Origin of the sequence: Thalassobacillus pellis (assembly GCF_016908295.1) — a bacterium.
GTDB lineage: Bacteria > Bacillota > Bacilli > Bacillales > Halobacillaceae > Thalassobacillus > Thalassobacillus pellis.
This window is the reverse complement of record NZ_JAFBDO010000002.1, coordinates 306,031-322,465: the sequence shown is the minus strand read 5'-3', so window position 1 is coordinate 322,465 and position 16,435 is coordinate 306,031. Positions and strand designations below refer to the sequence as shown.

General features: G+C 41.1%; 12 protein-coding genes and 1 riboswitch. Of the genes, 5 read left to right on the top strand and 7 right to left on the bottom strand.

All coding sequences use genetic code 11. From position 1 onward, the window contains the following. Positions 1–12: 12 nt before the first annotated feature. Positions 13–1,542 carry an acyl-CoA carboxylase subunit beta gene (locus JOC33_RS07440; protein WP_205091867.1) on the top strand — a complete coding sequence of 510 codons (1,530 nt, stop codon included), beginning with the start codon at positions 13–15 and terminating at the stop codon, positions 1,540–1,542. Between the two features lie 58 nt (positions 1,543–1,600). On the opposite strand, the gene JOC33_RS07435 is transcribed toward JOC33_RS07440, so the two are convergent. Together JOC33_RS07435 and ppc are read right to left on the bottom strand one after the other, a co-directional pair. Further along, positions 1,601–3,091: a glycine betaine uptake BCCT transporter gene (locus tag JOC33_RS07435; protein ID WP_205091866.1), complete on the bottom strand. Its 1,491-nt coding sequence runs from the start codon at positions 3,089–3,091 to the stop codon at positions 1,601–1,603. 419 nt (positions 3,092–3,510) lie between these two features. Then, entirely contained in the window at positions 3,511–6,270 is a 2,760-nt protein-coding gene (ppc, locus tag JOC33_RS07430; RefSeq protein WP_205091865.1) for a phosphoenolpyruvate carboxylase, read from the bottom strand. Between the two features lie 260 nt (positions 6,271–6,530). Between ppc and JOC33_RS07425 the strand changes: the two genes are divergently transcribed. Beyond that, positions 6,531–7,598, top strand: coding sequence for an AI-2E family transporter (locus JOC33_RS07425; RefSeq protein ID WP_205091864.1), 1,068 nt, complete (start codon positions 6,531–6,533; stop codon positions 7,596–7,598). Between the two features lie 13 nt (positions 7,599–7,611). On the opposite strand, the gene JOC33_RS07420 is transcribed toward JOC33_RS07425, so the two are convergent. The 4 genes from JOC33_RS07420 to queC all read right to left on the bottom strand — a co-directional run bounded on the left by JOC33_RS07420 (position 7,612) and on the right by queC (position 10,763). Further along, positions 7,612–8,676, bottom strand: coding sequence for an NAD(P)H-dependent flavin oxidoreductase (locus JOC33_RS07420; protein ID WP_239534060.1), 1,065 nt, complete (start codon positions 8,674–8,676; stop codon positions 7,612–7,614). A 218-nt stretch (positions 8,677–8,894) separates the two neighbouring features. Then, positions 8,895–9,623 (bottom strand): 7-carboxy-7-deazaguanine synthase QueE, encoded by a 729-nt coding sequence (queE, locus tag JOC33_RS07415; RefSeq protein WP_205091862.1) that lies wholly within the window; start codon positions 9,621–9,623, stop codon positions 8,895–8,897. After that, on the bottom strand, positions 9,616–10,098 hold the full coding sequence (gene queD / locus JOC33_RS07410) for a 6-carboxytetrahydropterin synthase QueD (protein WP_205091861.1): 483 nt from the start codon (positions 10,096–10,098) through the stop codon (positions 9,616–9,618). The genes queE and queD overlap by 8 nt, the downstream gene beginning before the upstream one ends. Beyond that, positions 10,095–10,763 carry a 7-cyano-7-deazaguanine synthase QueC gene (gene queC / locus JOC33_RS07405; protein WP_205091860.1) on the bottom strand — a complete coding sequence of 223 codons (669 nt, stop codon included), beginning with the start codon at positions 10,761–10,763 and terminating at the stop codon, positions 10,095–10,097. The genes queD and queC overlap by 4 nt, the downstream gene beginning before the upstream one ends. 94 nt (positions 10,764–10,857) lie before the next feature. Next, a riboswitch (PreQ1 riboswitch) is annotated at positions 10,858–10,902 on the bottom strand. Positions 10,903–11,136: 234 nt separating this feature from the next. Between queC and JOC33_RS07400 the strand changes: the two genes are divergently transcribed. Beyond that, complete coding sequence (locus tag JOC33_RS07400) at positions 11,137–11,697, top strand: integrase (protein WP_205091859.1); 561 nt, start codon at positions 11,137–11,139, stop codon at positions 11,695–11,697. A 58-nt stretch (positions 11,698–11,755) separates the two neighbouring features. On the opposite strand, the gene JOC33_RS07395 is transcribed toward JOC33_RS07400, so the two are convergent. After that, positions 11,756–13,717, bottom strand: coding sequence for an AMP-binding protein (locus JOC33_RS07395; RefSeq protein WP_239534059.1), 1,962 nt, complete (start codon positions 13,715–13,717; stop codon positions 11,756–11,758). 270 nt (positions 13,718–13,987) lie between these two features. On the opposite strand from JOC33_RS07395, the gene JOC33_RS07390 reads away from it, so the two are divergent. Then, positions 13,988–15,136: an NAD-dependent epimerase/dehydratase family protein gene (locus JOC33_RS07390; protein ID WP_205091858.1), complete on the top strand. Its 1,149-nt coding sequence runs from the start codon at positions 13,988–13,990 to the stop codon at positions 15,134–15,136. A 12-nt stretch (positions 15,137–15,148) separates the two neighbouring features. After that, complete coding sequence (locus JOC33_RS07385; RefSeq protein ID WP_205091857.1) at positions 15,149–16,324, top strand: glycosyltransferase; 1,176 nt, start codon at positions 15,149–15,151, stop codon at positions 16,322–16,324. Positions 16,325–16,435: the final 111 nt, after the last annotated feature.

The following is a 16,435-nucleotide window of genomic DNA, read 5'->3' as shown; positions in this document are numbered from 1 at the left end:
GGAGGACTACCTATGTCAATCAATGAAACATTACAAAAACGAGTAGAGGAAATAGCTAAAGGTGGTTCGGAGAAATACCACGCTAAAAATGAAGAAAAAGGTAAATTATTTGTCCGTAAACGGTTAGAGTTATTATTCGATGATGGTATAGATTTGGAGGATGCTTTTTTTGCCAACTGCATGGATGGGGCCTTGCCTTCTGATGGAGTTGTTACGGGCATTGGGAAGGTGAATGGACAAAAAGTATGTGTGATGGCCAATGACTCAACAGTAAAGGCAGGTTCATGGGGAGCGAGAACGGTTGAGAAAATCATTCGTATCCAGGAAACAGCTCTGAAACTGCAGCTTCCAATGTTGTATTTAGTAGATTCAGCAGGAGCGAGAATTACAGATCAGGTGGAAATGTTCCCTGGCAGAAGGGGAGCAGGGAGAATTTTTCACAATCAAATCAAACTATCAGGACGGGTTCCCCAGGTCTGCCTTTTATTCGGACCTTCGGCGGCTGGAGGCGCTTATATTCCGGCATTTTGCGATATAGTCGTCATGGTCGATGGTAATGCATCCATGTATCTCGGATCTCCACGAATGGCAGAAAAAGTCATTGGTGAAAAAGTAAGTCTCGAGGAAATGGGTGGGGCTAAAATGCATTGTTCCGTTTCCGGATGTGGCGATGTCCTTGCGAAAACAGAAGAAGAGGCAATCGCCTATACCCGTGATTACCTTACTTATTTTCCAGCGAACTATAAGGCTCTTCCTCCACACAAGGAATCTATAGCACCTGCGCAGGCAGAAAAGTCCATTAATGACCTGATTCCTCAAAATCAAAATGCTCCATTCGATATGTATCAATTTATAGACAGGTTGATTGATGATGGTTCTTTTTGTGAAATAAAGAAATTATTTGCCCCTGAAATTGTTACGGGGCTTGCCCGGATTGACGGACGCTCCATCGGTATCATTGCGAATCAGCCAAAAGCCAAAGGAGGAGTATTATTTCCTGATTCTGCAGATAAGGCGGCTAAATTTATGCAATTATGCGATGCGTTCAACATCCCTCTTTTATTCCTTGCTGATATTCCTGGGTTCATGATAGGGACGAGAGTGGAACGGGCAGGAATCATCAGGCATGGAGCCAAAATGCTGTCGGCAATGAGTGAAGCGACGGTACCGAAAATTTCTGTGGTTGTGAGAAAAGCGTATGGTGCAGGCCTCTATGCAATGGCCGGTCCAGCGTTTGAACCTGATTGCTGTCTAGCACTTCCAAGCGCTCAAATTGCTGTAATGGGGCCGGAGGCTGCAGTTAACGCGGTTTATGCAAATAAAATTGCAGAGCTTCCTGAAGAAGAACGTCCAGCCTTTATCAAAGAAAAACAGGAAGAATATAAAGAAAACATTGATATTTACCGACTCGCTTCTGAAATGGTTGTCGATGCCATCATCCAGCCCGACAATTTAAGGCAGGAATTAATACATCGGTATGAAATGTATAGCTCAAAAGAGGTTACTTTTACAGAACGTAAACATGGTGTTTATCCAGTTTAAACGATCAAAAACCCGATTGCTCAGATATTGAGCAATCGGGTTTTTGAATGTTTCCGGTTTATGTTTGTTTCTTTATTTCAGCCCGGTCCTTTTTTAATGCTTTAAATAAAGATATCACCATCAGAACCATGATGAAGGAAAAAGGGAATGCTGCTGAAATCAAGGCATTTTGTAACGCCTGAAGACCACCTGTATATAACAGTACAGCAGCAGTTGCTGACTGGGCAACTCCCCAGGTGAATTTTACTTTTTTATTAGGGTTCAAAGAACCTCCTGTGGTCTGCATCCCGAGCACAAAGGTAGCAGAATCTGCAGAAGTGATAAAGAAAGTCGCTATCAACATCATAGCAATGATGGATAACAGAAGGCTCATTGGATAATGATCGAATACTCCAAATAAGATCTGCTCATCTGCAAGGCCGGCTATATCTGTTCCTGCCTGCTGTAATTCAATAGCTGACATACCAAAGGCGGCAAACCACAAAAAGCTTACCAAGGAAGGAACAAGCAATACACCTGAAAGAAATTCACGGATCGATCTACCCTTAGAAACACGTGCTATAAAAATGCCGACAAAAGGAGACCAGGCAATCCACCATGCCCAGAAAAAGACTGTCCAGTCAAGGACCCATTGCTGCGCTTGTGAATCATGCGGAGCCAACCTGAGGCTTTCTTCCGGAAGATGTTGGATGTATGCTCCTAATGAATCTGTAAATGAATTCATGATACTTAGAGTGGGTCCAAGAATCATCATAATCCCAAACAGAATGGCGGCAAGTACCATGTTTGCATTACTTAAGTATTTAATTCCTTTACTTAATCCTGTATAAGCGGAAATCATAAACAGGACAGTGACGAAAATTATAATAACAAGCTGGACCCAGAATTGTTCTTCTATACCGGTAAGATAGGTAAGACCGCCATTTATTTGGGCTGCTCCGAACCCGAGAGTAGTGGCAACACCTACAATCGTAGCGAAAACAGCAACTACATCGACAATAATCCCCCAGGGCCCTTTCATTTTGTCGCCAAATAAAGGGATAAGTGTGGCACTTATCAGGCCGGGTGCACCATGTCTGAATTTAAAATAAGCAAGAATCAGACCTACTATCGCGTATATTCCCCAGGCATGAATTCCATAATGGAAGAAAGTGATTCTCATAGCATCTTTCAGCGCCTCTTCAGATCCCGGATCAGCAAGCGGGGGAGTAGAAGCGAATTGAGATAGTGGGGCTGCTGCTCCATAAAAAACGAGGCCGATTCCCATTCCCGCACTAAATAACATGGCGAACCATGTGGAATAGCTGAAATCAGGTTTATCATCCGGTTTTCCTAACTTTATTTTACCAAATGGGCTAAAAATCATATAAAGGCATATAACCACAAACAAGGTGACAATCAATAAGTAATACCAGCCGAAATGAACGGAGATATAACTTTGAATATTGCCAGTGATCGTTTCAAGAGCTTTTGGTGCTATGGATCCGATAAATACAGAGAATAAAGTGATTGCAAATGTAATCCAGAATACTGATGTTTGATTTTTCATATTTTTCTCCTTCCCATGATAGTTTACTGGTAATTATTTACCAGGTTTTAGTGATATGTCCTGGTCTGTTTAGCCTATACCCTTAACTTGCCCCATCAAACTTTTAATATGAACCCTTCGGCCTTTTCATCTCCCCATTGTTGATAAGGGGCAGAATAAAAAGACTCTGAGAAAAAAGCCAAATGTAAACCCGAACAATGTTAACTGTTCGGGTTCTTTTTAACAAGAATATTGTACTGCTTGATCAGCCTTCTCGAGTTGATAGTAGTATCCTCAGCTTCCGGCTATCTTCCAGAAGCTTCGGTTTATAATATCCCCATTGGGTTCTCGGGTATTGACTATACTGGAAACAAAACATATTCGATTATACATCTTAACATATACTATAACTCATGTCGCATTAACTTTTATACAAAGTATCAGCCTGTGTTTCTGAGACCGGCTGCAATCCCGCTGATGGTCAACAGGACCTCTGTCATTAAGTCATCGCTGGATACATTGGAATCGCGCAGTTCCTTGATCAATTCCACTTGTAAAAAGTTCAGAGGATCAACATACGGATTTCTTAATTTGACAGAATCCTGGATTGTCGGCTGATGGTCAAGCAGTTCTTGAGCTCCAGTGATTTCAAGCAGGATATCCTTTGTTTTGTTGTATTCCTCTAAGACATTGTTAAAGATTCGTTCCCCGAGTTCTCTGTCATTGACAAGCTCAATATATTCCTTCGCTGTCTGAATATCAGCCTTTGTCAGCGCCATCTGAAGATTGTCAATAGTAGAACGGAAGAATGGCCAATTGTGATACATTTGCTGCAAATGTTCAAGGTGTTTTTCACTTTGGCCGACATAACTTGCAAGTCCTGTGCCTGCTGCATACCAAGCGGGAATAAGCTGTCTATTCTGTGTCCACGCAAAGACCCATGGGATTGCCCGGAGGTTTTCAAACTTGGAACTGTCTTTTCGCTTCATCGGTCTTGAGCCAATATTCAGCTCGCTTAATTCCTGTAATGGGGTGGCTTCATTGAAATAAGTAAGGAAATCAGCGTCACCGAAAACGAGCGATTGATATTTTTTGAGGGAAACTTCTGCGATTTCTTCCATAGCATTTTCCCATGTTTCTTCCCGATGATGAGCCTGCTCAGATTCTTTAGAAACTTGAGCTGCACCCTCAACCAGGGTAGAGGCCGCCTGTTCAAGGCTTCGATAAGCAATATCCCTGATCAGATAACGGGAAGAAAGAACTTCTCCCTGCTCTGTAATTTTCACTCCATCACCCAGTGTTTCAGCAGGCTGGGAGAGGATACTGCGATTCAATGGACCGCCACCACGTCCTAGTGAACCACCGCGTCCATGGAAAAATTTAAGCCCTATCCCATACTCTTTGGCCATATCATGAATTTCCTGCTGGGCTTTGTAAAGCTTCCAGTTGGCTGTTAAAGTACCACCATCTTTACTGCCGTCCGAATAACCAAGCATGACTTCCTGGTGTTGGTTCAATTTCTGTAAATGCTTGCTATAGACGTCCATATTGAAAAGGGTCTTCAAAATCTCCGGGCCGGCAACCAGGTCATCGACAGTCTCTAGTAAAGGTGCAATATTTAAGACGCTTTCTACCTCACCGTTAGGATGAAGACGGTAAATACCTGCTTCTTTAGCCAGTACAAGCACTTCCAGTAAATCGCTGGCAGCCTCTGTCATACTGATTAGATAGACTTCAATGGATCGTTCTCCGAATACTTGATGGGCTTCTTTTATCGTTTGGAAAACCTTCAGCATTTCCTGAGTTTCTTCTGTATAATCTTCGTTCAATAATGTAATAGGCCGAGGATCTTCTAATACTTCCTGCAGCACCTTCAGTTTTTTCTCCTCAGGTAATTCACTGTAATTTTCCTCAATATTGACCTTATGAAGAATTTCGGTGATTGCTGCTTCATGCTCGCCACTATGGTTACGGATATCAAGGGTAGCCAAGTGGAAACCGAATAACTGGACTTGACGGATCAGCTTATTAAGCAATTTCAAATCGCGCTGCTTGGGCTGATGTTCATTGACACTTGTTTGGATCATTTTCAGGTCCTCTAACAATTCTTCAGCTGTATTATAACCAACTTCCTTTTTGCCAACTTGACGAAGCCGTTCAAGAATGATGGCAAATTTCCTGCGATAGACTTCTGTTGAAGCCCGCCATACTTTGCCCTCAGGAAGCAGTTTCTCCTCTTCCTTCACTGAAGAAAGGAGTTCTTCACTGACACGGACACGATTGGTAGAGTGACTGAACCGTTTCATAAGTTCGATAAGTACTTCTTCATATTTTTCCAGAGCAAGCTTTCTTTGTTTTTTCAATGTTTCCCAGGTGATTTCCGGAGTGACATTAGGGTTGCCGTCTCTGTCACCGCCAATCCAAGACCCGAACCGAAGAAAGTTAGGGACTGTCCAATCTTCATCCGGAAAGCTTTTGGCGAGTCTGTCTTCCAACTCCTGGTGAATATCTGGTAATACATCAAATAACGTTTCATCAAAATAATAAAGACCATTACGGACTTCATCCATTACTGTAGGCTTTCTCTCCCGCAATTCATCTGTCTGCCAAAGCACAGTAACCTCATTAATCAAGCTTTCCTGGATTCTTTCCCGTTCTTCATTTGTAAGTAGAGGGTGATCCAGCTGATTCAGTATGGTAGCTATCCGCTTCTGAATTTCTAGAACCGTACGCTTTGTAGCTTCTGTCGGGTGGGCTGTGATAATCAGCTCCAATGATAACTGATAGAGCACTTCCTGAATAACTTCTTTGGGAATCCCGTTTTCTTTTAAGGAATCAACTGCATTTTCCAGTGAAAAAGGCTGTGCCCCATGATCTTCCCGAAGCTGATATTCCCGGCGGCGTCGTACACGGTGGTTCTGTTCAGCAATATTTACAAGATGGAAATAGATTGAAAATGCGCGGATAACTTGGGAACGCATGGGGGGGTGGAGGTTGCTGATTTCCTGTTTCAGCCGTTTGTAAGTATCTTCCTCAGGCTGATTCCTGAGATCTTTTGTCAATTGCCTGATTGATTCTACTTTTTCTAAAAGTTCTTCGCCGCCATGATGGACGAGAATTTCACCTAGCATATTACCAAGCATATTCACATCATGACGTAAGGGTATAGTATGATCTTTTGTTGTTGTGTTTGTTGTCACGCTTTCACCATCCTAAGTAAATTTTTTTGATTTTCTTGGTCGATGCGTAAAAATGAACGCATTACCATGGTTTACTATATTATCAGAATTTTTAGGATAGTCAAATCAATCACATAAAAATTGTCGAATATACAGTTGTTTATAGTATTTTACAGTAAATGAGGCAGAGTAAAAGGAATGTTATAAACAATCCATTTAGTGGTATGGTATGTGAGATAAGTGAAGATTGACCATAGTGATTAGAAAAGGAGAGGTTTGTGGTGTGGGTCAGACATCCATTTTATAAGTACATCACAGCGGCGATTTTAATTTTAATTTGTATATTCTTTCTGGTTGAGCTGAATTTTTTTCAGCCGGTGAAAGTGATCATTAAAACGCTGTTTTATCCAATACTTATAGCAGGATTTTTATATTATATCATAAAACCATTTGTCCGTTTCCTTGCTAGATTTCGATATATTCCAAAGGTAGCAGCAATACTTCTCGTTTATGCCAGTGTGGCTGGAATTTTGTACTTAGGTTTCACCTTTCTCGCTGAAACGGTAAAAGGGCAGATTGCAGATATTACGAAAAATCTGCCTCAGGAATTAAAAAAAACGGCAGAAAAAACAGAAAAGACGATCGAAAACAACGATATGGGAATGGTTTCATTCAGTAATGTGAGACAGGAAGTTACCAGCTATTTTGGCAATATAGTAGAGAACCTTGGAAATAACATAACTGACGTTCTTGCCACGCTTACTGGAGCTACTACCGTCTTAATCATTGTCCCGTTTGTACTTTTCTACTTTTTAAAAGATGATCATCGGCTCACTCCATTTTTACTCAGGTTTATCCCCGAAAAACATGAAGGAGAAGGAAGGAAGATATTAAAAAACATTGACCAGACACTCGCTGCGTATATACTGGGCCAAATAACTGTCGCCGTTGTAGACGGGATCCTGATGTATATCGGTTATCTGATCATTGATCTAAACTATGCGCTTATCCTCGCACTGTTTGTAATGGTAACAGCAGTTGTGCCATTTTTTGGTCCAATCATAGGAGTTCTGCCTGCACTTGTAGTCGCTTTGACACAGGAACCTATGATGGCATTTTATGTGCTGGTTATTTTACTTATAGTTCAGCAGCTGGAAGGGAACCTGGTTGCCCCTGTGGTACTCGGTAATCGGCTTTCTGTTCATCCTCTAACCATTATTCTTTTGCTGATCGTAGCAGGGGCATTGTACGGCTTCATCGGAATGGTTATTGCCATACCCGTTTATTCTGTATTAAAAGTAACGGTAAAAAACTTTTATCAGTTTTACAGATTGCGACATTTAGAGTAGTATAAATCAGGCATCATAAATCTTTTAGCAATTTGTCAGTATCTGTGATGATTCCATTGATAAGCTCTCGGGCAGTTATATGTTTACTGAGCCTTGGGCTTTGTCCGGACCATAACGACATATACTCAGGCTTATCTTGTACGTAAGCGGCTTTTCTGATCGGTTTGGTCAGTGCATTTTGAATCGGATAGGGAGGAAGGGTATCTTCGTAGGGTGTCAGTTTACTTATGAATGTATTACGAATTCCCCTAGCCGGCTTCCCACTAAAAACGGAGGTAAGGATAGGATCCGTTTCTGAACTTGAAAGGATGGCTTTTTTATGCTGGGGTTTTGCACCACTTTCTTCGCACGTCAGGAAAGCAGTTCCCATCTGTACTCCATGGGCACCTAACATCCTGGCTGCCATAATACCCCTGGCATCCATGATTCCTCCCGCCGCAACTACAGGGATTTTTACATAATCGACAATCTGAGGTACAAGGGATAAAGTGCCTATCATCGCTTGAGAGAACGGCTTGCTGAATGTGCCGCGATGTCCTCCAGCTTCACTCCCTTGAGCAACCACGATATCCATCCCGGCATGTTCATTCATAATAGCTTCTTCGACTGTTGTAGCAGTCCCAATTAATATACAGTTCTTATTCTTTAAACGTGCGATGATGTTTGGAGAGGGGATGCCGAATGTAAAACTGTATATGGATATGCCTTCTTGAAGAAGGAGGTCAATATGTTGTTCCAGTTTTGAAGATTCGTGGGAGTAATCTAAAGATTCAATCCCTAATTCTTTGCAAATTGGATCGAGAAGACGTTTTGACTCTGTTATAGAGCTCTCATCAATTTCATACTTCTCCGGCACAAAAAGATTTACAGCAAATGGATGATCGGTCATCTTTTTAGTCTCTCGGATGGTATTTTTTAAATCAGCCGCTTCCATATAACCAGCTCCAATAGTACCAAGTGCTCCGTTATTAGACACTTCTGCAGCCAGTTGAGGGGTTGTGACGCCACCAGCCATGCCAGCTTGTACAATTGGATACTGAATATCCAATATATTGGTAAGTTCATTGTTAGACCACAAAAATATCCGCCTCCCAAATTTCATATATCTTTTACTGTTCGTGTTTTAAACTTAGTAGCAACTCCGAACAATAACAATAAAAACATTCTTTAACAAAAGTTTAAACAAACATCACATAGAAGGAAAGAGAGGAGTGTGAACTTTTAATAAGAAAATATTAAAACATAGAAAACGCCGGCGACGTGAAATGCCAGCGTTTTTGTCAATAACATAATAAATTAAACTCCACGTTTATTACCCCATAGGAGGGCATGGACCTGGGGGAGAACTCTAACATTATTTAAATCAGCTGAATTAACAACTTGATTGATCAGCCATTCATACTTTTGCAGCATTCTCCCGGTGAGCTTTTCATTGTCTGTTTCCCTCAGATCATCATTCCCTACCTGAAGAAAGAACGGAATATGCGGATAACGGTTATGAACTTTCTTGGCATAATCAAGATCTGCTTCATCAAAAACTACGACCTTTAAGCTTGTATGAGAAATTCGATCATTTTCTCCAAGGAGGTCAATGATCAAATCTAATTTTGACCAGTCTGTTTTCATTTTAGAGCTTGGGGGTTTCGGGGAAATAGTAAGATCATCAATATCAAGAAACCAATCCTGCCACTTACTGCCTTGTGTCTCTAATGCAACCTGAACACCGTCCTCGTGAAGAGGGTTAATCAGTTCCTGCAGGTTTGCCAGCAAGGCAGGGTTCCCTCCGGATATTGTTACATGATCAAATTGGCTGCCTCCGATTTTATATAGCTCTTCCCGCACTTCCTCAGGGGTCATTTTGCGGATTTCTTCCTTAGCACTGCCATCCCACGTAAATGCAGAATCACACCAGGCACAGCTATAATCACATCCGGCAGTCCGTACGAACATCGTTTTCCTTCCGACGACCATACCTTCCCCCTGAATAGTTGGACCGAAAATTTCCATCACAGGGAGTTTAGACATTTTCCATCCACTCCCGTCTAACTTCGGCGAAGCTGGATGGTGTCTCATAAAGCTTAACAAATTCTACTCTTAATCCATTGGCAGAAGAGGCAGAAATTGCTTCATTCATCTTTTCATAAATCCATACCACCATGTTTTCGGCAGTCGTATTCATATCAGGGAGGGTATCATTGAGATAGCGGTGATCGAGATGAACTTCAATCTGCTCTTTCCAAATCTGTTTAATGTCCCCAAAATCGATTACGATTCCAATGTCGTTAACAAAACCGCTGATACCAAATATCACTCTATAGGTATGCCCGTGAAGGTTTTTGCATTTGCCGTCATAACAATGGAGGTGATGAGCTGCATCAAATGTGAATTCCTTGCTTACCATTACTCGCTTATTGTGGTATTTCAGTTGTTCGCGTTTTATATCTTCATCAATTTTTTGTAGTTTTTCAACGATAGTAAAACCGTATTGACCAACTGTCATTCGCGCTCATTCCTTTCTCGTTGAGCCAGGTATGCTTCCAGTCCATTCCTTCGGAGCTTACAGGCCGGACATTCCCCACAGCCATCTCCGATAATCCCGTTATAGCATGTAAGCGTATTTTTTCTGATGAAATTAAATTCACCGAGCTTATCTGCAAGTTCCCATGTTTCTTTTTTATTCAGCCACATGAGAGGGGTGTGAATGACAAATTTCTCATCCATAGCTAGATTTACCGTAACATTCAGCGATTTTACAAATTCATCCCTGCAGTCAGGGTAACCGCTGAAATCCGTTTCGCAGACTCCGGTAATGATGTGTTTTGCCCCGATTTGATAAGCAAGGGCAGATGCAAATGATAAAAACATCAAATTCCTTCCTGGTACAAAGGTAGAAGGGAGTTCTCCTTCTTTGCCATCAGCTATCTCCATATCATTCCGAGTCAAGGCATTTGGAGCGAGTTGGCTAAGTAACGACATATCAAGCACATGGTTTTTGACTCCAGCTTTTGCAGCTATGGCTTTGGCAACATCAACTTCATTCGCATGCCTTTGGTTATAGTGAAACGTAACTGTCTCTACCTCATCAAATTTATCGAGGGCCCAGAACAAGCATGTGGTACTATCCTGCCCGCCACTGAAAACAACAATTGCCTTATTTTTATCCATAAAAAAATTCTCCTTTCCAAACAAGAGAATTCTATTTCACCCTATTGGACATTCACTGTAACTAAAAAAACCACACCTAAGGCCAGGTGCAGTTCCATCCTTAGTTTTTTATAGAGGGTGTTGCTAGAACCTCTCCTATGCACAACATGCATAGCCTTCTTAAATTTTCTGTATAAGTATAACAAATATCATTACAAAAGATAAGGGGGATTGATGTAATAGTTAAGCATGAAAAATTTCATAATACATATAGATAAATATAGAAAATCATCTATAATAGTATCTAGTCCTATTTTGTCGAATAAAGAACTCACCGAAATGGACCCAGCCACCTTTCATGAATATTAGACATCTATATAGAGAGAGGGACTGCATGAAAAAACGAGCATTAAAAAAGAAAATCAAAAAATTGATACATACAACCGTCGATCAGGCCGGTCTTCATTTACCAATCAGGCACAAACGGACGAATATTAATATGAGTTACGATTTTATTGAAGATGCTATTTATTTTGATATTAGAAGGTTAGTAAAAGCAAGAAAAGAAATGACTGAGATTGTGCCTATAGAAATATATGTACAAACATTGACGTTACACGAATTAGGTCACCAGCTGGATAGGGAAGCACTACTTGCTTCCATTCCTAGGACGATTGAGATTCTGAAAGCAAAAAGAAAGCATCCGATGTTCGAAAGGAGAAAAAATATAAATCTCTTCAAAATTGACATGGAAGCTCATGAGATGGATTACACTTTCGAAGAAACAGGCTGGGAAAATGCGGAGAAGCTGAACCGATTACATAATATCGTTGAATGGGACAGTTTCGAAAAGGTCAAAAAAAACAGCTTGCTCACTTACACTGTTTTCTATAATCGTGATTTACTTATTTATCAACAACTTTTAAAAGAACAACAGGAAGAGGCTGCAGGATAACTTAAAAAGGGCTGCTCCGTGAAGTCTATCAATGACTTACAGGGCAGCCTTTTGGTATTTATTTGGTTGTAGATGTTGCTTTACCGAGCTCTCTTATTTCATCGACGGCCTGTGGATTCTCCAGCGCACTAAGATCACCGGAATCCTTATTCAGATAAGCAGATTTGATTGCTCTCCGCATAACTTTTGCATTTCTCGTTTTTGGTAAATCTGATACGACGTGGACTGATTTTGGAGCTAAGGCTTTACCTAATTTATCGACGAGATGAGATTTAATTTCCTGTAATAAAGTTTCGAATTCTTGATAATCTGGGCGTAATACAACGAACCCGATAGCTTCTTCTCCTTTTACATCATGAGGTATTCCGATGACGCCCGCTTCGATGACAGCTGGATGTTCGACGAGCACCGATTCCACTTCCGCCGGACCGAGACGTTTTCCGGCAACATTCAATACATCATCAGATCTTCCAGTAATTGTATAAAAACCTTTCTCGTCCTGAATAACCCAATCTCCATGTACCCACGTATCTTTAAATTTGCTCCAGTAGGCCTTTTCATAACGCTCGTTTTCCTTGTAAAAACCATTGGTCATCCCGACCCAAGGCTGTCTTAGCACAAGTTCTCCAACATCGTTCTTTACAGGTTTGCCATCACTATTATACACGCCGACATCCATTCCAGGTAACGCTGCGTTGAAGGATACTGGTTCAATTGGTTTTACAAGGACATTTCCGAAAATACCTCCGGATATCTCTGTGCCTCCGGAATAATTGAATATCGGCACTTTTGATTTACCTGCATGCTGGAATAGCCATCGCCATGGTTCAGGATTCCAGGGTTCACCGGTAGAACCGATCATCTTCAAAGAAGAAAGGTTATGTTTTTCAATCCAATCTTCACCATGTTTCATTAATGCCCTTACTAAAGTAGGGGAGATGCCTAAATGAGTCACCGTATAGTCATCAACCATCTGCCATAAACGATCCGGTTCCGGGTAATCTGGTGTACCCTCAAACATTACGATAGAGGAGCCATTCAATAACCCCCCATAGACAAGGAACGGCCCCATCATCCATCCCATATCTGTATACCAGAACAACGTATCCTTCTTTTTCACGTCCATACAAATGCCCGCATCAAACGCTGATTTTATGGGGAACCCTCCGTGAGTATGCAAAGCGCCTTTTGGTTTTCCGGTTGTACCAGAGGTGTAGATAATCATAAAAGGCTCATGAGCATACGTTTCCTTCGTTTTGTAATCGTTTTCATTTTTGACGACAGCATCCCAGCGTACATCCTTGTCTGCATTCCAAGAAATATCGCTATTTGCACGTTCCACTACAATAATATGTTCTAAAGTAGGGCACTTTTCCGCAGCTTCATCTACTTCCTCTTTCATAGGAACTATTTTACCTCGACGGTAAAAACCATCAGCTGTAATGACTGCTTTTGCTTCAGCTGCATTGACTCTAGTCGCAATAGCATCTGCTTTATATCCGGAAAAAGCAGGGGAGAAGACAGCGCCAATTTTGGATATAGCAAGCATAGCAATCAAAGTTTCCGGCAGCATCGGCATGTAGATAGTCACGACATCTTTTTCTTCAATCCCAAGGTTTTCTAGTCCATGGGCACAAGCATTAACTTTCTTATATAACTCCTTATACGTATAGGTGATTTTGTCGCTATTATCACCTTCCCAGTATAGAGCAATATCGTTTTGTGTTTTAGGATCAAGTGCCCATTTGTCGACGGCATTATGGGCAACATTCATTTTTCCTCCAACGAACCAGTGCGGGTATTTAATGCCTTTGGAAAGGTCTAATGTCTGCCCGTATTGTTCATACCATTCTATATCCAATACTTTGGCTGCTTCATCCCAAAACCAGGCGATATCATCGATTGATTTTTCATAAAAATCATCATAGGAGTCAAACCCATGCTGGTTCATCCATTGATAAAGACGTGTTGATTTTTTTTGGTCATCTGTTGGTGTCCAAGCAGGCTGTTTGTTAGTCAAGTTTTATTTCCTCCTTTTAAAACAACATGAATTTTCAGAATGTTCCACTATAATTATAACTTATTTAGGCTATTTATTGAATCGACAATCAATAGGCGAAGCTGCAGAAGGAGAAAGAAGCGAATATCTTAAAAATGATTTGATTTGGAAAGGATATGTAAATTTGGGGGCGATTTTTCATAACTATATAAAATCGCTACCATATCTCCCTCAAAGAATGTTATCCTAATATGGAGAATTGTTATGATGAAGGTATTTAGGAGGGAAATTATGCGCATAGTAGTAGCAGGAGGAGATGGATTTTGCGGTTGGCCAACTGCATTATACCTATCGAAACAAGGACATGAAGTAACAATTATCGACAATTTATCACGTAGAAAATGGGATAATGAATTACACTCTAATTCTGTAACCCCTATAGCACCCCTAGAAGATAGGGTAAATAAATGGAAAGAAATCACAGGTAAAGAAATCAAGACTTATATCGGTGATTTGAATCATTATGATTTTCTGCGAGAAGTTTTTCGACAGGTTAAACCGGAAGCTTTCGTACACTTTGCCGAGCAGCGTTCTGCTCCATATTCTATGATTGATCGTGAGCATGCTGTATTTACCCAGCAAAATAATGTAATTGGAAATCTAAACGTCCTATACGCTATTAAAGAACTGGCACCAGAATGCCATTTAATCAAGCTTGGCACCATGGGCGAATATGGAACACCGAATATCGATATTGAAGAAGGATATATTGAAATTGAACATAAAGGCAGAAAAGATGTCCTGCCATATCCAAAACAGCCTGGTTCTTTTTATCATCTATCTAAAGTACATGACAGCCATAACATCATGTTCGCTTGTAAAATATGGGGGATTCGGGCAACTGATCTGAATCAGGGAGTTGTATATGGTTTACATACCGAAGAAACCAAACTGGATCCGATGCTCGTCAATCGAATTGATTATGACGGGGTCTTCGGAACTGCCTTGAACCGCTTTTTGATACAGGCTGCAACTGGACATGAGTTAACTGTGTACGGCACAGGGGGGCAGACAAGAGCATTCTTGAACATTGAAGATACCGTACGTTGTGTGGAAATCGCAGCAGAAAACCCGGCGGATCGTGGTGAATTCCGAGTCTTCAATCAGTTTACTGAATATTTCTCTGTCCAGGATCTGGCGGATAAAGTAAGTAAAGTGGCAGAAAAAGAAGGACTCCAAGCTGAAATTGCTCATTTGGAAAATCCAAGAGTGGAAGCTGAAGACCACTATTATCATGCTGTAAATACCAAGCTTCGTGACCTGGGACTGGAACCTCATTTATTGACGGATGATGTCCTACGTGATATTTTACAAGCGGTGTTAGCACACAAAGATCGAGTCATCCAAGAGAACATACTACCATCCACTACCTGGAAGTAAGGAGCTATTACTTTGAAAATCGCAATCATAACCGAAACATTCCTGCCATCAACCGACGGAGTAGTAACTAGGCTCAAGGAAGCCATTAAGTTTCTGAGAAAAGAGAATAATGAAGTCATAGTTATTGCCCCCGATTTAGGCGTCAAGGAGTATGAAGGTGCGATTGTGGAAGGCGTTAAGACCACCAGGTTGCCTTTTTACCGGTCAAAGGAATTTTCCATGCCGCAAAGAAAAGTAAAGGAACTTCTGACAAAACACGAACCGGATATCGTTCATGTCGTTAATCCGGCATTTGTTGGAGCTTCCGGCGTTTATTATGCCAACAAGCTTAACCTGCCTTTGTTAGCTTCTTACCATACCCATGTGCCAAAGTATATGGATTATTACCGCCTTTATCCGCTAAAGCCTGCAGTCTGGTGGTATTTCCGTAAACTGCACAATTTTTCAGATTTGAACCTTTGTACATCCAAAGCGATTCAGAAGGAACTTACCGACAAAAATTTTCCCAATGTTCACGTATGGGATCGTGGTGTCGATATCGAAAAGTATCATCCTGAGTATAAAAATGAGGATATGCGTCATCGCCTGACTGGGGGTAAGCCGGGTAATAAGCTGTTTGTTTTTGTAGGAAGACTTGCTGCTGAAAAAGAAATCCATAAGCTTAAGCCGTTATTAGAACAACGCAGCGATATTTCACTTGCTCTTGTAGGGGATGGCCCTGTCAGAAAACAATTAGAAGAAACATTTGCTGGAACAAATACTGTCTTTACAGGATTTCTTCATGGGGAGGAGCTATCCCAGGCATTTGCCTCAGGTGATGCTTTCATCTTCCCATCGGTAACAGAAACCTTAGGGCTGGTAATTCTAGAAGCCATGGCCTCAGGACTTCCGGTCATAGCCGCTAAAAGTGGACCGACCATGGAACAAGTAGTGGATGAACAGACAGGGTTACTTTATGAGAATGAAAATACGGATAGTTTACTTGAAGCGATTTCGAAACTGGAGAATGAAGAGCTGTACAAGCAGTTATGTGAGAATGCGCGTGCTGAAGCTGAAAAATTCAGCTGGCAGAAACCTTCAGAACAAATCCTTGATTTTTATTATCAAACCCTGAAAGAATATCAAAAGAACCAGGTAAATATTGCAAAAAAGAGTAAAATGAAAGTGACAGAACAGAACAAAACATGAAATAAACTGGCTGGCGCCGATTAAACAGGTTGCCAGCCTTTATAACGTTTTAACAGAAAAAAATATCTGACTTAAAACTTAGTAGCAACTCCGAACTAAAAAACCAAAAAA